The organism is Lacrimispora sp. YZC11, from assembly GCF_057543815.1.
Window position 1 is genome coordinate 61,332 of record NZ_BAAJYQ010000020.1, and the last position, 21,117, is coordinate 82,448.

Genomic DNA, 21,117 nt, shown 5'->3' on the forward strand with positions numbered 1-21,117 from the left:
GCAAGCATAGCACAGCCTGAGTTTCGTAAATTAGCCGTTTGATGAGCCAAAGCGAATCGAACTTCCTTAATTTTATTAGAAAGCAGGTGATGATCCTATGCATAAATTCTTAAGAACCATTGGTTTCAGCCTTTATCAAAAAGACAGGGAAATAGAAAATTTATTGGATACGCTCTGTGAAGATTTGACCGGTCTGAAACGGATTCAGATTGATGAGGAATCCAATCTCTGTGAGCTTCGCAGGGAAGTGGCTCCAGGTATGGGGATTGCTGTCTTTGGAGAAATGGACCGGGAAGGAAAATTTCTAAGAAGCTATTATTATCCATATTTGAAAAGTCTTGATATGACATCAGAAGTAGCCTGTTCCGTACAGCGCCACACGGAGCGTGAAACTTACGCCGGCCTTTTGGATGAATATAAGGTAGGGATTTCCCTCATATTCTATATAGACAATTCCTTTGAGTGCAGGGAACGGATCATTGATCATCATCCGATGGATACCAAGGATGTCTGTCTTTCCGGCCTTGCGGTAAGCGGAAAAGTCCTTCTTCCCATTCAGAAAACAGAGATTCAGAAAGAAGAGGCCAGAGTGGCGGCAAAAGACCGTAATACGCTTTTAGAGGCGGCAAAGAACGGTGATGAAGACGCTATGGAAACCCTGACCATTGAAGATATTGATTTATATTCCCAGGCTTCCAGAAGGGTTATGAAAGAGGATCTGTATTCCATCATTGATTCCTGTTTTATGCCCTGTGGTGTGGAATGTGACCAGTACTCCATTATCGGAGAGATCATAAAGATAGATGAGAAGAAAAACCAGATTACCAAAGAAGAGGTTTATGATTTTACTTTGGAGTGCAGTGACCTTGTTTTCCATGTAGGGATTGCCAAAAAAGATCTGGTTGGAACCCCGGAAATCGGGCGCAGGTTTAAGGGACAAATATGGATGCAGGGAATCGTGAATTTTTCTGAGCCGGTGGAATAAGTATAAAATTGACTTGACGAAACGTGGGATTGTGAATATAATAGTAAACGGATTGTAAATTTCATAACTGTTTCCGTAGCTCAGCAGGATAGAGCGTCCGCCTCCTAAGCGGAAGGCCAGCGGTTCAAATCCGCTCGGGAACACCAGTCAAATACGCCGAAAACCTTAATTTTACTAGGTTTTCGGCTTTCTTTATTTTTCGCCGTGAATCTCCAAAACAAATTGGCTGATTGTACCTTATCAGCACAACCGACTAATGAGAATAACATTATTACTGTTAACAATAAAGAAATAAGTGCTTTTTTCATTTTGTTCTCAAGTTTTTATGCATGGTTTTTAATAAGGTTATTGGCGTGTTCCAGAAAACCTTTAATCGCTTCTAATTGGCTATTTGGTAATTCGGCTACATAATCAAACAATACCTTGTCATATTTATTATGATACTCTTCGTGATAACGATAAGCCAACTGGCCCTTTTCAGACAGAAATAGTTTTTGCCTCTTTTTATCATCATTGTACGGTTCTCTGTTAACAAATCCTCTATCTTCCAATTTGAGCAATGTCTTATGCACAACAGCACGAGTGATTCCAAAGCGGCGTGCGATATCGGAACTAAATATACCGGGGTGATCACCGATCATTTTGATAATGTGTATTTCGCCGCGGTAAAAAGTCATATCCTCACTACCAAAATCTAAAACATTTGTCCTGCTGTTAGAAATGTTTTCAGTAAGAGTAATAAATGTATTGATAACCTCTGTTTCTAACGTTCCCATAACTACACCACCTTTTTATATAGACAGCCTAGAAACTGTCCAGATTGAATTGCATGAACTTCTTTCAGATTGGAATTATTCAACGCAAAATCCACTTGTTTTTTAGTGGGTGGTGGTTTAATTCCATTCATATATCCAGAAAGCCAACTTAATATATTCTCTTTCGGATAGCTTTCGGTATCTGAATAGCGCCCAACCAATAGAAAATAGCTGTCATCTAAAAGTGCAACTGCAATCTTTTTCATAAAATTATTTAAGTTTTCTGTTGTAAAATCCAATATTCCGGAAGCAACAATCAAATTATAAGATTCACCTATATCATCTGTATTAAAATCGCCAGTTAAAACCGAAACACGATTTTCCATTTTATGATTAGAAATTATTCTACTTGTTGTATTTGCTACGCTTGGGTGTTCAAATACATAAGCTTTACTATTTGGGTAGTGCTTTGCAAACTCCATGGCAAATACTCCAGAACCACCCCCTAAATCTAGCATTTTTAATTGTGCTGATGAATTTGTAAAGACATTTTTTACTTCATCAATAAAACTTTTTACCCTTCCAGTGGCATACATTTCAGGTACTGTCACCTCTGCTAATGAGGAAAAATCATAGCAAGAGCCGGAGGTATAGGTATTGTTTAAGTCACACTTTACTTTGTCTGCAAGATTGTACAGAGTTGTCATTTCTTCACGAAACAAAATCGTTTTCCCAAGATAATAGGGACTTGACTTAGATAAATACGCTGTGCCTTCTTTCGTATTGTAGTAATAATTATCTTGCTTTTCTATATAACCACATGAAAAAAGTGCAAGTAAAAGCAATTCAATATTTTTTTCACAATAACCAGTCTTTTCGGCAATTTCCTTTGCCGAAGCTGGGCCATCTAAATAAGAAAAGACATCTGATTTAATTGCTTCAAATAGCAACTGTGCCGACTGATATTGTCTGAGTACCTGATAGTAACTATCAGGTGTAATTTCTGACTGCAAATTTTCAACTCCCTTTTATAGTTAGCTTTAACTAACCTTATTGTATGCTAAGCATACAATAAATACAATTGTATGTCAAGCATACATTTTTACATACAAAAGCTGTCGGTTCGTTTCTGGCGGGTTAGCCGCTGCTGCTTTACGGAAAGGAATTGAATCGGTAATTTGGCTGTTTCCTTAGAATAGCCTGTTGCGTACAATGAAAACCCTGAATAGTCTGATAGAAAAATGTCTATAGGATTAAAAAAAATAATCCCTATAAAAAATGTAAAATATTTGAATGAGATGATAAGTAAAATAGGATAAGTAACCACTCTGTAACCGGCGGGATTTATAATGGAAAAAACATACCAATCAGAATCAAAGCCCGGATTGGAACCATGTTTTGTAAAACTTATTCGCTGAATAAATCCTGTATAGGCAAACTCCAACTTACAGGGTAGGATTTACCGTCGTATTCATGGCAGCAGCGGTGATAATAAAATTAGTATGGAGTTCTTAATATGACAACCCTGGTTTTATAGGTCAGGATAAGATAGATAAATAAATATTAGCGAGGGAGGGGAACTCTTTTATGAAAAAATTGAGAAGTAAATTCAGGCGTAGCCTGGCAGGTTTCCTTGCTTTCTGTGTAACGGCCACATCATTTAATACTGTGTCGTGGGCGGATGTTGGAAATGCGTTAGATACCCAAAGTGCTACTTTTATAATGTCCGGTGAGGATCTAAAGGATTCTGCCCAGGCAGCGGTTGATGAAGGAAAGATACTGGATTTTGATGATCTGGGTATTACTTCGGAAGAAGGCACATCAAAGGAATATAAGAAATTATTTGAAGGTGGTTCTGTATATGAATTCATGCCTTCTTATGATACATATGAGGAAGAAAATGCTGATGGCGCGTTTTTGAGGATGTTTATCCGTGTGAAGGATCGCCAGGAAGGATATCAGCTTACTGGAAATGAAAAAATAATTTTTCTGTATATCAATGATTCAGAAGGAACTATAAAATTCCGTACTGATATTGACGGACATTTAACAGAAAAAGTTTCCGTAAAGGGAAATACTTTTTTACTGGAAAAGGAAATAGCGGTACCTGGCGGGAATGTGAGGGGAGAAAATCAGGTTCCCGGAAAAGATGTTGTGGAAGAAGTAACGACAGCTCCGGAAGAAACTCCGGATGTAATACCGGATACAACAATTGCGCCGAGTGAAAGCGAAGGGGACACAGAGTCTGCCGTTGTACCAGAAAAAGCAACTGAGGCTCCAGAAGAAACATCGGATGAAACACCGGATGAAAAACCGGATGAAACGATAGCTCCGGATGAAAGTAAAAAGAATACGGAAGCGTCCGCTGCACCAGAAGAAAAAACGTCGGAGAGCAAGGAACAGAATTCTGACCACGGCTCAGAGGCCAGTGAGCTTAAGGAATCTGCTGTGGAAAATAAGGCTTCCGAAACAGGGCAGATCTCCATGTCGCGTCATTTGGTGCATGTATTGACAGCCCCTATAGGAGATACTGTTTCTGACGAAACTGCTACACCGGGTAATGCGGTCGAAACAGTGGAGGATGAGGAGAAAAACGTATCTGACTCTCAAAACACCTCAAAAAAAGCAACTAAGGGAGAAGAGTACAGACCGGTTATCGTGGATGGGTCTTATTATGCTAAGGCTTATGTTGTAACCTTAAAGGACTTAATGGCTTCTGAGAAAGACGGCCTTACACTTATCGTTTCTCATCATGCTTATTATAATGATGAGGAGAAAGTGGAAACTGAGACCTTAACAGGTTTTGATGCGGGAGAAGAGGTTTTTGCCGGAGATTATAGCTGGAGTAAAGATACGTTAGAGTATTTGGGAAGTTCTCAGGATCATATCATAATCGGGGAACAGGAAGAGAACAAGCTTGATCTTTATTATGAAGAGATTGTTCCCGATAAGGATGAGGAAGATGTGGTGGTTCAACCCAAATCTTACACTGCTTTAAAAGCCAGATCCGCTTTCAGCCTACTTAGCGAAGACAGTACAACACCCGGAATGGTATTTCCAACAAAAACGGCTCAATGGGTAGATGAAAACAATGGAATAGCCAAAATAGAATTTTCCATATTTGGAAATCCGATTCGTCAGGGCAGTGATGTTGTATTAGTAATAGACAGTTCCGGGAGTATGGCAGGTAAGAAATGGACGTTAGCCGTAAATGCAGCCAGAGCATTTATTACTAACTTGTATAAATCACAAGACGGTGTAGACTCAGATAACCGCTTGGCTATTGTTGATTTTGATTCCAGTGCGGCAAGATATCCATCAGGATCAGGGGAATCTTTCATAAAGGCAGACGATACAATCAGGGTCAATCAATCGGCGTATACAGCAGCCAAATATTTTACGGATCATGTCTTGGCTTCGAAAATGTCTGCGCTAGGTGGTACAAATTATGATGTAGCCTTTGCTAAAGCAGAAGAGGCAATTAATGGGCGCAGGGATTCATCAAGGCCTGCGTATATTGTATTTATGAGTGATGGGGAGCCAAGGGATAATGAGTGGAGCCCTTACCGTACGGGAGCAGCAGGAGCCGAAAGGCTGAGAAACGATGGTGTTATGATCTATTCCCTGGGACTTGATATAGGAAATACAGCATTTAACCGCTTTATAAAGCCATTAGCCAGCGAACCCAAGGACACTTATGCTAAAAATATTAAGGATATCAACCAGCTGCCAGAGGTATATAACAATATTGCAAGCTCCATAAAAATTGCAGGTACAAGTGCTGTGATTACAGATGTAATCAATACAGATGCATTTGAAATTGTCTCAGATTACAATGGAGATCCATGGTATGATGCATCTACAGGTACTGCAACGAAATCGGCGGACGGTCGTACAGTTACATGGAATTTCGGAAATATTTCAGAAAATAAGGAAACCTTGACGATTTACATCAGAGTGAAAAAAAACGTACTGGGCGGCACATCACCGTATACGAATAAGAATGCTGATGTAACTTATAAGGATCCCAATTATGTGATAAAAACGAAAGACATACCCAACCCGCGTTTACCTGTGGGGAATGTAGGAAATATCACAAGGAACTACTATCTGGTAAATAAAGATGGATATCCTATAAGCTCCACCGAAACAACAGGTCAGATCGTTGAATTTAGCAAACGTGTCGTATTAGGAACAGATTTATACGAAAGTGATTCACTGCCATTTGGAACCTACGCTGTTCCTGCACCGGCAGTGATTCAATATGATGACAGCAAATATCAGTACGTTGCCGCCAGTGCAGGTACCGGTAAGAATGGTTCACCAAATCCGTCTGCTGTCAGCTTAAACGCCCAGAATAAGGCTGTTAATCTATATTTTGGCTATCAGCTGATTTCTGATGTCACTGTAACATTTGACGGAAATGGAGGAACTCCTTCTGTCAGTACAGTTACAATTCCGAAAGATACAGCACTAGGAGATAAACTTGCAAAGGCGACAAGGGATGATGACTATATTTTCATGGGATGGAATACATCTCCTGATGGAAAAGGAACCGCTTTTACAGAAAAAACAATCGTATCTGAGAATAAGACTGTTTATGCACAGTGGAAGACGAAAACCACAGTGGTTTTTACTGCGGATCAAGTGATTAAAACTTACAATGGTCAGCTACAGTCAGTTGATGGATCTTCTTTCACAACAAGTGGCCTTCCAGTAAATTATACATTGACTGGTATTACGGCAGTCGGTTCGGGAACGGATGTAAAGGACGGCGGTTATCCCATTATCCTTATCGGTAGTCCCCAAATCCTGGATGATAGTGGAAGTAATGTAACAAATCAGTTCAAGTTTATTACGGTTTCAGGCAAACTGACGATTGAACCGAAGGCAGCAACCATTAAAGTAAACGATGCCTCCAAGCCCTATGGAGCCCCAGATCCGACATTCAACGGAACAGTAAACGGTCTGATTGACCAGAATGATCTTGGCAGCATATTATATGCGAGAAGTAATTCAGGGATTGAGGCGGTAGGAAGCTATCCGAATGTCATTGTACCGGCGTATACAGAAAATAGAAATTATACCGTTACAGTGAAAAATGGAAACTTTGAGATCAGGACAGCATCCCTTGAAAATGCTTCCGTAACAGGAAAAGGCGGTACCTGGGAATATGACGGAGCTCCTCATGCGGCAGGGGCAGCACTTAAGAATGCACCTGGTTATACTATTTTCTATCAGGAAGGAAATGGACCTTGGACCACGACTTCTCCAAGTGTTACCAATGTATCAGAGGGAGCCAAAACCGTTCAGGTAAAAGCGACAAGGACGGGATATGTGGACCTGTATGCAAGTGATATAACGATTAAGATAACTCCGAAGGAAGCTTCCATAAAGGTAAAAAATAGCTACAAGCAATTTGATCAGCCGGATCCAGAATTTAAAGGAAAGGTTAGCGGCCTTATTAATGACGCAGACTTAGGTACAGTCACATATTCCAGAACCAATTCTGAAGAGGGTGTGGGTAAGTACCAGGCGGTTTTAAATGCGAACTATACCCCAAATGATAATTACACTGTAACTGTCATGAAAGGAGATTTTGAGATTAAGTTAGCTAAGGATCCGGATGTGGACTTAAAGATTAAGGGCGGAAGCTGGCCCTATGATGGAAAGGCTCACAAGGTATCGCTGGATGTATTCGATGGGATCTTTGCGAAACTGCAGAAATACAAAATTGAATACAGTATAGACAAAGGTGAGAACTGGTCCGAAGATGTTCCAAGTGTAAAAAATGTAGATGATGGAACCCTGACAGTAATTGCCAGAGGAACAAGGACTGGATATGAGGACTTGGTATCAAATGAAGTAACCTTAAGCATCACTCCAAAAGCAGTCACCATTATCGTAGAAGATGCTTCCAAACCGTTTGACCAGCCGGATCCGGCGTTCACAGGAAATTTAAGTGGTCTTGTGACACAGGGTGACTTAGGAACAATCAGCTATGTGAGAACCAATGACGCAGAAGGAGTTGATGTATATCCAGGAGTTCTGGATGCAAAGTACACAGAGAACTCCAACTATGAAGTAACCGTAATCCCGGGAACTTTTGAAATAAAAACAGCTTCCATGGAAGGTGCGAAAGTAAGTGCCGTAGGCGGTGAATGGCCCTATGACGGAAATTTACATACAATAACCGCTGACATAGAGAATGCGGACGGCTACGTAATCTACTACCAGACAGGAAATGAAACGTGGACGACAACACCACCGAGCATAATAAACGTTCAGGAAGGAACCGTAATCGTATCTGTGAAGTCTGTAAAGCCCGGATATGAGACTCTTACCGCAGAGCCGGTTGAAATAAAGATTATTCCCAAGGCTGTGACCATTACCGTAGAAGGTGCCTGGAAGTATTATGGCAGCGATGACCCGGCCTTTGGCGGAACCGGACCGGAACTGGTAAATGCAGGAGATTTGGGGACAATCAGCTATGTGAGAATAAATCATGCGGAAGATGTAGGGAAGTATGAGGAGGTTATAGATGCCAGGTACCAGGAGAATCCCAATTATTCGGTTACTGTTTCTAAGGGAAGCTTTGAGATCAGGACGGCAACCATGGAAGGTGCTAAACTGACGGCAGAAGGCGGCGAGTGGATCTATGACGGTACTGCGCATGAAGCAAAGGGATTATTAAAGAATGCGGACGGTTATACCATATACTACAAAACCGCAGACAGCGACTGGAGCATGATACCTTCAAGCGTGACCAACGTGTCCGAAGGAATGGTAACCGTATCTATTAAGTCAGTAAAGAGAGGCTATGTAGATCTGACTGCAGATGACGTGACTCTTAAGATAAATCCCAAGGAAGCTTCCATTAAGGTAGATAGTATCTGGAAATTCTATGGAGAGACAGATCCTGCATTCACCGGAACACCAGACGGCCTTATAAATGCCGGAGATCTTGGAGAAATCAAATACGTGAGAACCGATAATGGAGAAGATGTAAAGAAATTTCCGGGAGTTCTGGATGCAGCATTTACAGAGAATTCCAACTATACCGTGACCGTTACAAAGGGAGATTTTGAAATTAAAACAGCATCGATTCCCAACGCTTCCGTAGAAGGAGTCGGCGGCGATTGGGTGTATGACGGAGCCGCTCATGCGGCTGAAGCAAAGCTTAACAATGCAGATGGCTATACCGTAAATTACAAGGTTGGAAATGGTGGCTGGAGTACCACACCACCAAGCGTGACCAATGTATCCGATGGACTGGTAACCGTATCCGTGAAAGCGGAAAGAACCGGTTATGAGCCCCTGACATCAAAGGATATAACTCTTAATATTAATGCAAAGCCAGTAACCATCACGGCAGATAATTCCTCCAAGAACTATGGTGAAAAGGATCCTGTATTCACCGGAATGGTAGATGGTTTGATAAACCAGAATGATCTTGGAAAAGTCATTTACATAAGAAGTAATGAGGGGGAAGAAAGCGTAGCATTTTATGGGAATGTAATTGTACCGGCTTATACTGCAAATGACAATTACATTGTAACTGAGAGGTATGGGAACTTTGAAATCAAGACAGCATCAATTCCCAACGCTTCCGTAGAAGGAGTCGGAGGAGAGTGGGTGTATGACGGATCCTCTCATGCAGCAGGAGCAGAGCTTAAGAATGCGCCTGACTATACTGTTTTCTATAAGCTGGGAGATGGTAAGTGGACAGAAACAGCACCACGCGTAGCCAATGTATCCGATGGTCCATTAACCGTTTATGTAAAGGCAGTCAGAACGGGATATGTGACTCTGGAAGCAGAACCAGTCATTATCAGGGTAACGCCGAAGGAAGCATCCATAAAGGTAGATAACAACTGGAAATACTTTGATTTGGCGGATCCGGTCTTTGACGGTAGGGTAAGCGGTCTTGTAAACAACACAGATTTGGGTACAGTCAGTTATATCAGAACCAATGATGACGAGGGAGTAGGTAAGTATCAAGGGGTTTTAAGTGCTCAATACACTTCAAATAGTAACTACAACGTAACCATTTCAAAAGGCGATTTCGAGATCCGGTTAGCCAAGGATCCGGATGTGACTTTAAAAATCAAAGGCGGAAGCTGGCCCTATGATGGAAAGGCTCACAAGGCATCACTGGATGTATTCGATGGAATCCTGATGAAACTGCAGAAATACAAGATCGAATACAGTATAGACAAAGGTGAGAACTGGTCCGAGGATGTTCCAAGTGTAGAAAATGTAGATGATGGAACCCTGACAGTGATTGCCAGAGGAACAAGGACTGGATATGAAGACTTAATATCAAATGAAGTAACCTTGAACATCACTCCAAAAGCAGTCACCATTACCGTAAAAGATGCTTCCAAACCGTTTGAACAGCCGGATCCGGCGTTCATAGGAAATTTAAGTGGTCTTGTGACAGAGGGTGACTTAGGAACAATCAGCTATGTGAGAACCAATGACGCAGAAGGAGTCGATGTATATCCGGGAGTTCTGGATGCAAAGTACACAGAGAACTCCAACTATGAAGTGACCGTTATCCCGGGAACCTTTGAAATTAAAACAGCTTCCATGGAAGGTGCGAAAGTAAGTATTGTAGGCGGTGAATGGCCCTACGACGGAAATCTACATGCAATAACCGCTGGCATAGAGAATGGGGACGGCTACGTAATCTACTACCAGGCAGGAAATGAAGGGTGGACGACAACACCTCCAAGCTTAACCAACGTTCAGGAAGGAACCGTAACTGTATCTGTGAAGGCGGTAAAGCCCGGATATGAGACTCTGACTGCAGAGCCGGTAGAAATAAAGATTATTCCCAAGGCTGTGACTATTACCATAGCAGATGCCTGGAAATATTATGGCAGCAATGATCCGGCCTTTGGCGGACCCGACCCGGAACTGGTAAATGCAGGAGATTTGGGGACTATCAGCTATGTGAGAACAAATCATGCGGAAGATGTAGGGAAGTATGAGGAAGTTTTAGATGCCAGGTACGAGGAGAATCCCAATTATTCGGTTCGTGTTTCCAAGGGAACCTTTGAGATCAGGACGGCAACCATGGAAGGTGCTAAACTGACAGCAGAAGGCGGCAAGTGGACTTATGACGGGGGGGCCCATGAGGCAAAAGGATTATTGGATCATGCAGATGGCTATACCATTTATTACAAAGTAGGTGACGGTGACTGGAGCATCACACCACCAAGCGTGGCCAATGTACCAGAAGGACCAATGACAGTATCTGTAAAAGCAATAAGAACCGGTTATGAGGATTTAAACGCAGATGATGTAACACTTCAGATCATACCCAAGACAATTGCCATTCATGTGGACAGCAGCTCCAGGTTTTATGATCAGCCGGATCCAGTCTTTTCAGGAACCGTAGACCCCCTTGTAAATGAAGGAGATCTGGGATCAATCAGTTATATCAGAACAAACACGGATAACGATGTGGCTGTATACACGGGAGTTCTGGATGCTGAATTTACTGAAAATAAGAACTATACCGTAACCGTTGTGAAGGGCAATTTTGAGATCAAGACGGCAACTATGGAAGGCGCAGGCCTTACAGCGGAAGGCGGTGAATGGACTTATGACGGAGCTGCCCATGAAGCAAAGGGCTTATTAAATCAGGCAGATGGCTATACCATTTATTACAAGACCGGTGACGGTGAATGGAGTACCACGCCGCCAAGTGTAACCAATGTATCAGATGGAACGGTGACAGTATCTGTAAAAGCAGCAAGAACCGGTTACGAGGATATGAACGCAGATGATGTGACACTGAAAATAAATGCAAGAGAGGCATTTATCACAGCACATCATGCATTTAAGTACTATGATGATGTAGATCCTGAATTCAATGGAACGGTGGATGGCCTGATCAGCCAGAAGGATCTGGGGAATATTACTTACATAAGAAGCAATGAAGCTGAGGCGGTAGGAAGCTATCCGAATGTCATTGTGCCGGCGTATACAGAGAATAGCAATTATATTGTTACTGAAAAGAATGGAGACTTTGAGATCAGGACAGCATCGCTTAATAATGCTTCCGTAACAGGAAATGGCGGTACCTGGGAATATGACGGAGCTCCTCATGCAGCGGGGTCAACGCTTGAGAATGCACCTGGTTACACTGTATTCTACAAGACAGGAGAGGGCGAGTGGACGGAAACCCCGCCAAGCGTAACCAATGTATCAGAAGGATTCGTAACGGTCCAGATAAAGGCAACAAGACCTGGATACGTAGATCTGGAGGCGAACGCTGTAATCATCAGGGTGGCAGCAAAGGATATAACCATCCGAGTAGACAGCAAGAGCAAGGAATACGGTGCGGCAGATCCGGAGTTTACCGGCCAGGCTGGCGGTCTGGTTGCGGAAAGGGACTTAGGAACCATTCAATATCACAGGCTTGAGGCAGACCAAAAGAAAGAAGATGCCTCCGACCAGATAACATTAACAGTATCTTATAACGCAAATGAAAACTACAAGGTTACTGTTATAAATGGGGAATTGAAGATCTATGCTGCTAATAACAACGGAGTAAGTGTTGCCGGGCAGACCGTGACCTATGATGGCCACGCATACAGCTTAAAAGATGCAGCAGCGTTAAAGGCTGGGTCCACCTTATTATACTCTCTGGATCAGGTAACATTCAGCGAAACAAAGCCGACTTTTACAGATGCAGGAACTTACTTTGTATATGTAAAAGCCAAAAATCCAAACTACGCAGAAACAGATGTAGTGAAGGGCACCGTGATAATAAACAGGAGGCCGGTCACCATTACTGCGGACAGTGCGCAGAAGAGGTATGATGGAACTGCTCTAAGTGCCAATACCGCTAAAATCACCAATGGACAGCTGGCAGATGACCAGAAAATGAAGAGCGTTCTTGTGACAGGAGCTCAGCAGTCAGTTGGCAGCAGTGACAATATTGCCAGCGATGCGGTGATCACATCCGGAGACTGGGATGTAACGGCTAACTATGAGATCACCTACGTTGCAGGCAGACTGACAGTGACCTATGTGAGCAGTGGAGGCGGCGAAAACAGTGGAGGAGGCGGAAACAGCGGAGGATCCTCTCCGAATACGAATCGTCCCTTTGTACCGGGCGGCCCTGGTGATAACCTTGTGACAATCACTCCTGATGCGGTACCATTATCAAATTTACCGGTTGAGAGTGGCATAGAAACCAGCCTTCTGACGATTGATGACGGAAATATCCCATTAGCAGGTCTGCCAAAGACAGGCGACAAAATGCATGTTCAGGGACTTGTAGCATTATTGTCAGGAATCCTGCTGGCAGCTTATGCGGCATTAAGCGGCAGGAAGAAGAGGGAGAACCAGTAAAAGAAAGGCTTCAGTTTTAAGCAGCCGGCAAGTAAATTATAAACAAATACAGGGCAGAACTTTCCGATGAATCGGTTGGTTCTGCCCTTTTTTCATAACACTGAGTAGTCTGACCACTTTTAAGTGATTTTTTAAAGTTCTTATAAATTAAAAGCCTTTCTAAATTCGCTTGGTGTAACCCCATGGACATCCTGAAAGGCGGCAGCAAATTTGGACGCATTTTTATAGCCGCATAACTCCGAAATATCCCGGATGCTTAGATGGTCTGCAGATAAAAGCTGCATGGCACGCTTCATTTTTTCTCTGCGGATATAATCATAAAGGGGAATCTGATAAATGTTTTTAAAGCTGAGGCGTAATTTGCTCTCGCTCATGTCTGCTATTTTTGTCAATTCTTCCATTGGCGGAACCTGGAGAATGTTTTCGTCTATTTTCAGTTTTACAGAGTAAACTTTTTTCTCGTTTTCCCATGTTACATAGTTTCTTCGATTGCTCCTCCGATCTGGAGTTACAGGATAATTTCTGGCGATTGAGCATAGCAGATGAAGCACCATTCCTTCAAAGGCAAGGATGGGCATATCCGCATTGCGTACTGCCCAGCGGATCTGTTCTAATATCATCATGATATTTGGTGTGTTATAATGTTCTGTTTCCCATTCTTTTGCATCTACAATGCTGATTTTCGGGGGATTGCTTCTTGTTTGCAAAAAGGGTTGTAAAAAGTCATCGAAAACAAGAACACTGGTAAAGCAGGTATGGATTCCCTTTGGGAAGGTCAAATGAAATGGCTGCTGAGGATTAACCAGAACGTGAGTCATAGGTGTAAACGTAGTTGATATCTTGCCTTGCTGGGAATATATCATATTGCCGCAGTCAATACAAAAAATCCACAAACATGGTCTTTTCACGTCTATGGTGTGGACAATCTTTTTATCTGGAGTAAACCATGCGCTGGAAACAAACAGGCCTTTTGCAGGACATGTTTCAACAATCCATCCATTGGACCAGTGGGGCGGGAAGTAATATCCGATTCCCGGTCCGTAGGTCCGCTGATCCAGGTTATATTTTTTCGCCATGGCTCCCCATGAAGCGGCTTGGTATTCATTCATTGCAAGATGGCTCACTTTCTAACTTTTATACCACCAAATTATACATGAAAGAAGAAAAAAAGACAATGGAATGATGATCCAATTTGGTTTATTTATACTCCATATTGCTGAGCATAAAATCAAAAAAACATTAGGAATCAGCGGAAAACAGTGTGTTTGATCAGTTGAATGAAAAAGAAGCTTCCTCGTAATGGGTGCAGGCCATATTGACGTATATTTTTTATTGTGTTAGTATTCTGGTTAGTTAGTCGCAACTAACATAAGGCAAAAGAAAGTAAGCTCTTACGCTGTAAAAAGAAAATTATCACAACTTGAAGGAGATTGATATGAAGAAAATAGGATCTATATTTTGCTTCATGTTTGCGTTTTTATTTGCGCTGACAGGATGCAGCCGTGTTAGCCGGGTAAACTCTGAAGCTTTGGACACGCACACAATCAATACAGTAATGGGAGATATAGAAGTGCCAAAAGAGCCACAGCGTGTAGTCGTGAATTGGTACATAGGAGATGTGCTTTCTTTAGATTTGAATGTGGTTGGATACTATGCATGGGAACAGGAAACCATGCCATTTTATGACAAGTTTTCTTCAGATACTAAGCTGGAAAGCTGGGCAGCGGAAGATATTATGGCTGCAGAGCCGGATTTGATTATTACATATCAGACAGAGGATTTTGAAAAGTTTGGAAAAATAGCTCCTGTAATGGTCATTCCGGAAGAAAGCGTAAGCTCTGTTGATCGTCTTCGTATCATTGGAGAGGCTACAGGAAAAGCAAAAGAAGCAGAAGCCTTGATCGCGGTCTTTGAAGAAAAGCTTGCAGCGGCAAAGGAGGAGCTGCAAAGCAAAAAATACCAGGGGAAAACATTCAGCATTATGGAAGACTGGGGGCCATCCGGTGATTGGAACGGTGTGGCCTATGAAACTGGTTCCAGAGGAGGAACATTGGTTTACAACTATCTTGATCTTAAAAAACCGGAGAAGCTGGAGAAACTGATCGAAGAATCCAGTAACAACAGAGGGACCTTAAGCTATGAGGTTGCTCATGAATATTTCGGAGATTATATTTTATGGTTCCAGCAGGAAGGAAAAGAATCAGAATATGCAAAGACAGATATTTGGAAAAGCATTCCTGCTGTTGCAGAAGGCCGGATTGCAGAAATTCCGGGAAAATATCAGGGATTGTTCTACTATTCTGATTTAGCAAGCTTAACTGCTCAGTTGGATTATACGATTTCCGCAATTCAGGGAATGTCAGAATAAGAGTAAAGGAGCAGTTTGCATGTGGAGGTTAAAAAGATATAAGGCGGCGCTTTTCCTGGCGCTTGCGGTTGGAACGCTGCTTTCTGCCTGCAGTTTAAAAACGCAGACAACCGGCGGCGAAACAAGAGTTATTAAGACCGTTCATGGAGAAGTTGAGGTGCCGGTGGATCCCCAGAGAGTAATTGTCACGTATTGTTTGGGAGACGTATTGGCCCTTGGAGTAAAGCCCTCGGCAACTTATGACGCTGCGGGAACGGCATATGAAAAAGAAGTGGCAGATATACCGGTCTGGGACAAATTTGAAGCAGAAGAAATTTTATCTTATGATCCGGATTTGATTTTAGTAGTGAATCAGGAGCAGTATGATATAGCTTCTAAAATTGCACCAACGGTATTGCTTCCTTTTACAGAACTGTCCTTAGAGGAACGGGTCCGTTTCTTAGGGGATGTACTGAATCGCCGGGATGAGGCGGAAAAGGCTTTGGAAAATTTTGAACAAAAATTGAAAGAAGCAAAGGCAGCACTTTCAGAAAAACAAATTATGGACAAAACAGTCAGCATTTTCGGGATAGATGCAAATGGTAGTATTTGGGTATTTGGTGATAAATGGGGCCGCGGGGGTGACTTGATTTACAGCCACTTAGGGTTTAAGGCACCGGATATTGTTCAAGATGAGATCATCGCAAAAGACCAGTACCGGGATATCTCCATGGAAGTGATCCAGGATTATGCAGGAGACTATTTAATCCTGTCCGGAGATATTGATGATCTGAATGGAAACACCATCTGGGAATCTCTCCCTGCTGTAAAAAACGGAAGAACGGTTCCCATTGATTTTACTCTGTTTTATGATATCGACATCTATTCATCCAGTGTACAGTTGGATTATCTATTAGATGCGATGTTAAATATGCCTGAGTAACTTGATAGTCTTTACGGGAAGGAACAGGCTGAAATGAAAATTACATCAATAAAGCGGCGGCGGAAAGGCTCCGCAGGCTTTGCTATTTATATGATTCTTGGGTTTGGACTTTTGCTTTTCATGTCGGCTGCATCCATTTCTTTTGGTGCTGCCGACATGCGCCTTGCCACTGCATGGGAGGCAATCTTCCGATTTAATCCAAATTCGACAGAACATCAGATTATTCAGACACTTCGGCTTCCACGTACCGTGGCAGATTTAATGGTGGGATGCAGTCTGGCAATTTGCGGAGCAATCATGCAGGGAACAACGCGGAATCCCCTTGCTGACTCCGGGCTTATGGGAATCAGTTCCGGGGCCACCTTTGCCATGGCATTTTGTATGGCATTCCTGCCGGGACGCACCTATGGCCAGACCATTTTGTTTGCATGTACGGGAGCCGCAGCTGCAACAGCAATGACCTATTTTATTGCTTCTCTTGGAAAAGGAGGAATGACGCCCCAGCGTCTTGTATTGGCAGGAATTTCTATTTCCATGCTGTTTGGAGCATTCAGCCAGTTCCTCTCCATTAAATACCATCTTGGCTATGCCCTTGCTTATTGGACAGCAGGAGGAACCGCAGGAGCGAAATGGAGTGAGCTCATGATGATCCTCCCTCTTTTTGCAGCAGGAGTGCTGGCAGCGTTTTGGCTGTCCCCTTCGGTCACTGTGCTGAGTTTAGGTGAGGACGTTGCAGCCGGACTGGGGTTAAAGACCAGATTGGTCAAAGGAATTTCTACGCTGATCGTGCTGCTCCTTACCGGACTTTCTGTCATTATCGTAGGACCGGTTGGCTTTGTTGGACTCATTACCCCTCATATTGTCCGGTATATGGTAGGGGTGGATTACCGGTATATCATTCCTGCTTCAGGTCTTTATGGAGCTTTACTTACGGTTTTTGCCGATTTAATAGGGCGGTTAATCAATAAACCTTATGAGACACCAATCGGTATCATATTTGCTGTGATCGGTGTTCCTTATTTCCTTTATCTTGCAAGAAAGCAAAGGAGGGAATTTGAATGAAAAAACAGGAGTATTCAGCAGAACGGGGAAGGTTTCTTTTTCTGATTATGGTGATCTTGATGGCAGTAATAGCCGTGATCAGCATGAATTCCGGAAAGATGAATCTCACTCCAGGAGAAGTTTTAAATGTGATCATAGGAAGAGGTACGCCGCAGCAAAACTTAATTATTTTAGAATTCCGCCTTCCCCGCATTGTCCTGTCAATCCTTGTGGGAGTGGGAATGGGCATTTCCGGCTGTATCATGCAGAGCCTTCTGCGAAACGATATGGCAAGTCCAGGTACTTTAGGAATCAGCTCCGGTTCAGGGTTGTTTGTACTGATTTTTGTAGTATTGTTTTCTGCAAAGACGGTGTCATCTGCGATTTTAATGCCACTGCTTTCTTTTTTCGGAGGAATGACTGCCGCAGGATTGATTTTTCTGCTTTCTTATAGAAGAGGGAAAGACATCTCTCCTACAGGGTTGATTTTAACAGGCGTTGCACTGGGAAGCGGTTATGGAGCGTTAACTACACTGCTGACTCTTAAGCTGGATCAGAACCAGATGGATTTTATACAGCGATGGAGCGCCGGCAGTTTATGGGGAGATGAATGGCGTTACCTTGCCGTACTGATTCCATGGACATTGATTTTATGCGGTTATGTATTTTATAAAGCCCATATTCTTAACATTCTTAACCTTGGAAATGAAACTGCTTTAAGTCTTGGTGCTGCAGTAAAGCCCGAATTTATCGGATTGACCGTAGCAGCGGTAGCACTTTCTTCAGGAAGTGTATCCCTGGGTGGAAACTTCTTTTTCGTAGGAATGATTTCCCCTCATATGGCAAGAAAATTAATGGGGCCGAACCATAAATTGTTCCTTCCTGCCTCCGGGCTTTGCGGTGCGATCATTGTACTGCTTGCAGATACCATAACAAGAACCATCAGCCTGGGGACAGATGTGCCTACGGGTATTGTAATTACGGCGCTTAGTACACCGTACTTTTTATATCTATTGGCGAAAGCAAATTAAGGAGGACGGTATGAATAGTATCGCAACAAAAAAATTAGATATTGCCTATGACAACGCCATGATTGTGGAGAATTTAGATATGGTAATTCCTCACAAAAAAATCACTTCGATCATAGGCCCCAACGGATGCGGGAAATCCACAGTGCTAAAAGCCATCGGACGCATTTTAAAACCCAAAAACGGAATGGTTTATTTAAATGGCAGTGATATCTCAATACTTCCCACTAAGGAAATTGCAAAGAAAATGGCGATTCTTCCTCAATCACCTTCCGCACCCAGCGGGCTGACCGTAAGTGAGCTGGTGGCATATGGGCGGTTTCCTCACCAAAGTGGGTTTGGAAAACTGACTCCTGAGGATAAAAATATTGTGCGGTGGGCAATCTCAGCAACCAAGCTAATGGATTTAGAACATCGGGAAGTAAATACATTATCCGGGGGGCAGCGGCAAAGAGTCTGGATTGCCATGGCACTTGCCCAGCAGACAGACCTGATTTTACTTGATGAACCCACTACTTATCTGGATCTGGCTCATCAGCTTGAAGTATTGGAGCTTTTATACGGACTGAACCGCAGCCAGGGCTGCACCATTGCCATGGTTCTTCATGATTTGAATTTGGCGGCACGTTTTTCTGACTATATGATTGCGGTCCGCGAAGGGAAAGTTATTCAGCACGGCAGCCCGGAAGAAGTAATGGTACCTCATGTATTAAAGGAGACATTTTCCATAGATGCTGAAATTGTCAAGGAACCAAGAACAGGACGGCCTGTGTGCCTGACGTATGCTCTTTTACATCAGGAACGTTTGTCCCAAAAGGAGGCGATTTCTGTATGAGAACTGCACTGCGGATATTCCGGGAGGCAAAAAGGTACAGGATTCATCTGATATTTGCACTTATTGCCCTCGTGGTATCTACGGCAGCCGGATTTTATACGCCATGGGCCTTAAGAGAATTAACGGCTCTTGCTACAGAAGGAATCAGTAATTTTCAGGCTCAGGCCATGCGTATCGGAATCTTTCTTCTGGGCGCAGCCACAATCCAGGCTGCAGGAACTTCTGCTGCAGGATATTTAAATCATTATGCGGCTCTTCATTATGTGGCAGACTTACGTAAGCGGCTTTACGGGAAACTGCAGCATATGAGCTTAAGCTATTTTCACAAAAGCAGGACAGGCGATCTCACCAGCCGTGTAGTAAATGATGCACTGGATGCGGAGGTACTTTTGGCACATGTGATTCCGGATTTTGCAGTCAATGTTCTTACCTTTATAGGAGTAGGAGCTTTGCTGTTTATGATCAATGGAAAGCTTGCCATAATGAGTCTGGTCACCATACCTTTTCTTCTGGGAATTACCATGTGGCAGAGCCGTCATGTATCCCCTACGTGGAAAGAGAATTCCCGGGTAAGAGGAGAACTTGCAGGAAAGGTGCAGGACAATCTTTCCGGCATTAAGGAAATCCAGATTTTTAATCAGCAAAGCCATGAGGAATATAAGGTTGCAAATCTTTCTCTTCGCCACAGTTTAGCGTATCTTCGTGCAAGTTTCTTTTTTGAAACAACGTATCCCTTACTTGCCTTTGTCACTGCACTGGGAACGGTGATTGTCGTCGTTTATGGCGGGTATCTGGTGGGAATTGGAGAAGTGGAGATTGCAGACATTGTTGGTTTTGTCATGTATCTGTCCATGTTTTATGGTCCTGTAAAAAGTTTTTCCGCTCTTGCGGAAAGGGCAGGAGAAGCCGGAGCCGGGTGCAAACGGGTATTTGATGTTTTTGATGAAATCCCGGAAGTAAAGGAAAAGAAAAATGCAAAAACCCTTAATCGGGTACAAGGTGAAATTGTACTGAAAGATCTCTCTTTTTCTTATCAGGAAGATATTCCGGTAATGAAAAACGTAAACCTGACCATTAAGAAAGGGCAGACGGTGGCATTGGTTGGTACAACAGGTGTAGGCAAAAGCACCATAGCAAACCTGATCAATCGGTTTTATGACCCTCAGGAAGGAGCTGTTTTCATCGACGGAGTTGATATCCGGGATGTGACGCTTTCCAGCTTAAGGGATAATATCTCCATGGTGTTACAGGATACATTCCTTTTTAATGGAACCGTGTATGAGAATATCGTATACGGATGGAAAGATGCTCAAAGAGAAGATGTCATTGCGGCGGCAAAAGCAGCAAATGCCCACGATTTCATTGAAAAGATGGAAAACGGATATGATACGTTTATCGGAGAACGAGGCGTTTTACTGTCCGGAGGACAAAGGCAGAGAATCGCTATTGCCCGTGCGATTTTAAGAGACTCTCCGATCTTGATCCTGGATGAGGCAACTTCTGCTTTGGATACAAAAACAGAAAAGGAAATACAGGCGGCCTTGAATGAGATTTCAAAGGAGCGCACGACCATAATGATCGCACACAGGCTTTCTACTACCCGTGAGGCTGATTTGATTGTAGTGCTTGAGGGGACAGGTATTGCAGAGATGGGCACTCATGACGAGCTGATTGCGAAGGGAGGAATTTTTGCCCGTCTGCATGGAGCTCAGGCATCGTAGGTAATACGAATCTTAATCATTACCGGTTAATATTAAAAAAACGGACCACGGAAGAATTTTCTATGGTCCGTTTTTCTATAGTAACGGCGGCA

Annotated in this window: 11 protein-coding genes and 1 tRNA gene; 9 read left to right on the forward strand and 3 right to left on the reverse strand. The window is 43.0% G+C overall.

Annotated elements, in window-relative coordinates; genetic code table 11:
• Window positions 1-97 precede the first annotated feature (97 nt).
• Together AC27IJ_RS21785 and AC27IJ_RS21790 are read left to right on the forward strand one after the other, a co-directional pair.
• Window positions 98-985: a DUF3881 family protein gene (locus AC27IJ_RS21785; protein WP_487150783.1), complete on the forward strand. Its 888-nt coding sequence runs from the start codon at window positions 98-100 to the stop codon at window positions 983-985.
• Window positions 986-1,054: 69 nt separating this feature from the next.
• A tRNA-Arg gene (locus AC27IJ_RS21790) sits at window positions 1,055-1,131 on the forward strand.
• A 177-nt stretch (window positions 1,132-1,308) separates the two neighbouring features.
• Here AC27IJ_RS21790 and AC27IJ_RS21795 read toward each other — a convergent pair.
• Window positions 1,309-1,761, reverse strand: a complete 453-nt coding sequence (locus AC27IJ_RS21795) for a MarR family winged helix-turn-helix transcriptional regulator (RefSeq protein WP_312440797.1) — start codon at window positions 1,759-1,761, stop codon at window positions 1,309-1,311.
• A 2-nt stretch (window positions 1,762-1,763) separates the two neighbouring features.
• A complete protein-coding gene (locus tag AC27IJ_RS21800; RefSeq protein ID WP_312440798.1) occupies window positions 1,764-2,753 on the reverse strand; it encodes a methyltransferase in 990 nt (329 codons plus the stop codon).
• A gap of 574 nt (window positions 2,754-3,327) precedes the next feature.
• Between AC27IJ_RS21800 and AC27IJ_RS21805 the strand changes: the two genes are divergently transcribed.
• Entirely contained in the window at window positions 3,328-13,110 is a 9,783-nt protein-coding gene (locus tag AC27IJ_RS21805; protein ID WP_487150786.1) for a doubled motif LPXTG anchor domain-containing protein, read from the forward strand.
• 140 nt (window positions 13,111-13,250) lie between these two features.
• Here the strand turns inward: AC27IJ_RS21805 and AC27IJ_RS21810 are convergent, their stop codons facing one another.
• Window positions 13,251-14,219, reverse strand: coding sequence for a helix-turn-helix transcriptional regulator (locus tag AC27IJ_RS21810; RefSeq protein WP_487150788.1), 969 nt, complete (start codon window positions 14,217-14,219; stop codon window positions 13,251-13,253).
• Window positions 14,220-14,545: 326 nt separating this feature from the next.
• Here AC27IJ_RS21810 and AC27IJ_RS21815 point away from each other — a divergent pair, with 326 nt between their 5' ends.
• Genes AC27IJ_RS21815 through AC27IJ_RS21840 form a run of 6 tightly spaced genes read left to right on the forward strand, consistent with a single transcriptional unit; the run spans window position 14,546 to window position 21,025 of the window.
• Window positions 14,546-15,478: an ABC transporter substrate-binding protein gene (locus tag AC27IJ_RS21815; protein WP_312502499.1), complete on the forward strand. Its 933-nt coding sequence runs from the start codon at window positions 14,546-14,548 to the stop codon at window positions 15,476-15,478.
• Between the two features lie 19 nt (window positions 15,479-15,497).
• A complete protein-coding gene (locus AC27IJ_RS21820) occupies window positions 15,498-16,400 on the forward strand; it encodes an ABC transporter substrate-binding protein (protein ID WP_312440802.1) in 903 nt (300 codons plus the stop codon).
• 33 nt (window positions 16,401-16,433) lie between these two features.
• Window positions 16,434-17,462: a FecCD family ABC transporter permease gene (locus AC27IJ_RS21825; protein ID WP_312440803.1), complete on the forward strand. Its 1,029-nt coding sequence runs from the start codon at window positions 16,434-16,436 to the stop codon at window positions 17,460-17,462.
• Complete coding sequence (locus AC27IJ_RS21830; protein WP_312502497.1) at window positions 17,459-18,472, forward strand: FecCD family ABC transporter permease; 1,014 nt, start codon at window positions 17,459-17,461, stop codon at window positions 18,470-18,472. The genes AC27IJ_RS21825 and AC27IJ_RS21830 overlap by 4 nt, the downstream gene beginning before the upstream one ends.
• A gap of 10 nt (window positions 18,473-18,482) precedes the next feature.
• On the forward strand, window positions 18,483-19,304 hold the full coding sequence (locus AC27IJ_RS21835; protein ID WP_312440805.1) for an ABC transporter ATP-binding protein: 822 nt from the start codon (window positions 18,483-18,485) through the stop codon (window positions 19,302-19,304).
• Window positions 19,301-21,025, forward strand: a complete 1,725-nt coding sequence (locus tag AC27IJ_RS21840; RefSeq protein WP_312440806.1) for an ABC transporter ATP-binding protein — start codon at window positions 19,301-19,303, stop codon at window positions 21,023-21,025. The genes AC27IJ_RS21835 and AC27IJ_RS21840 overlap by 4 nt, the downstream gene beginning before the upstream one ends.
• Window positions 21,026-21,117: the final 92 nt, after the last annotated feature.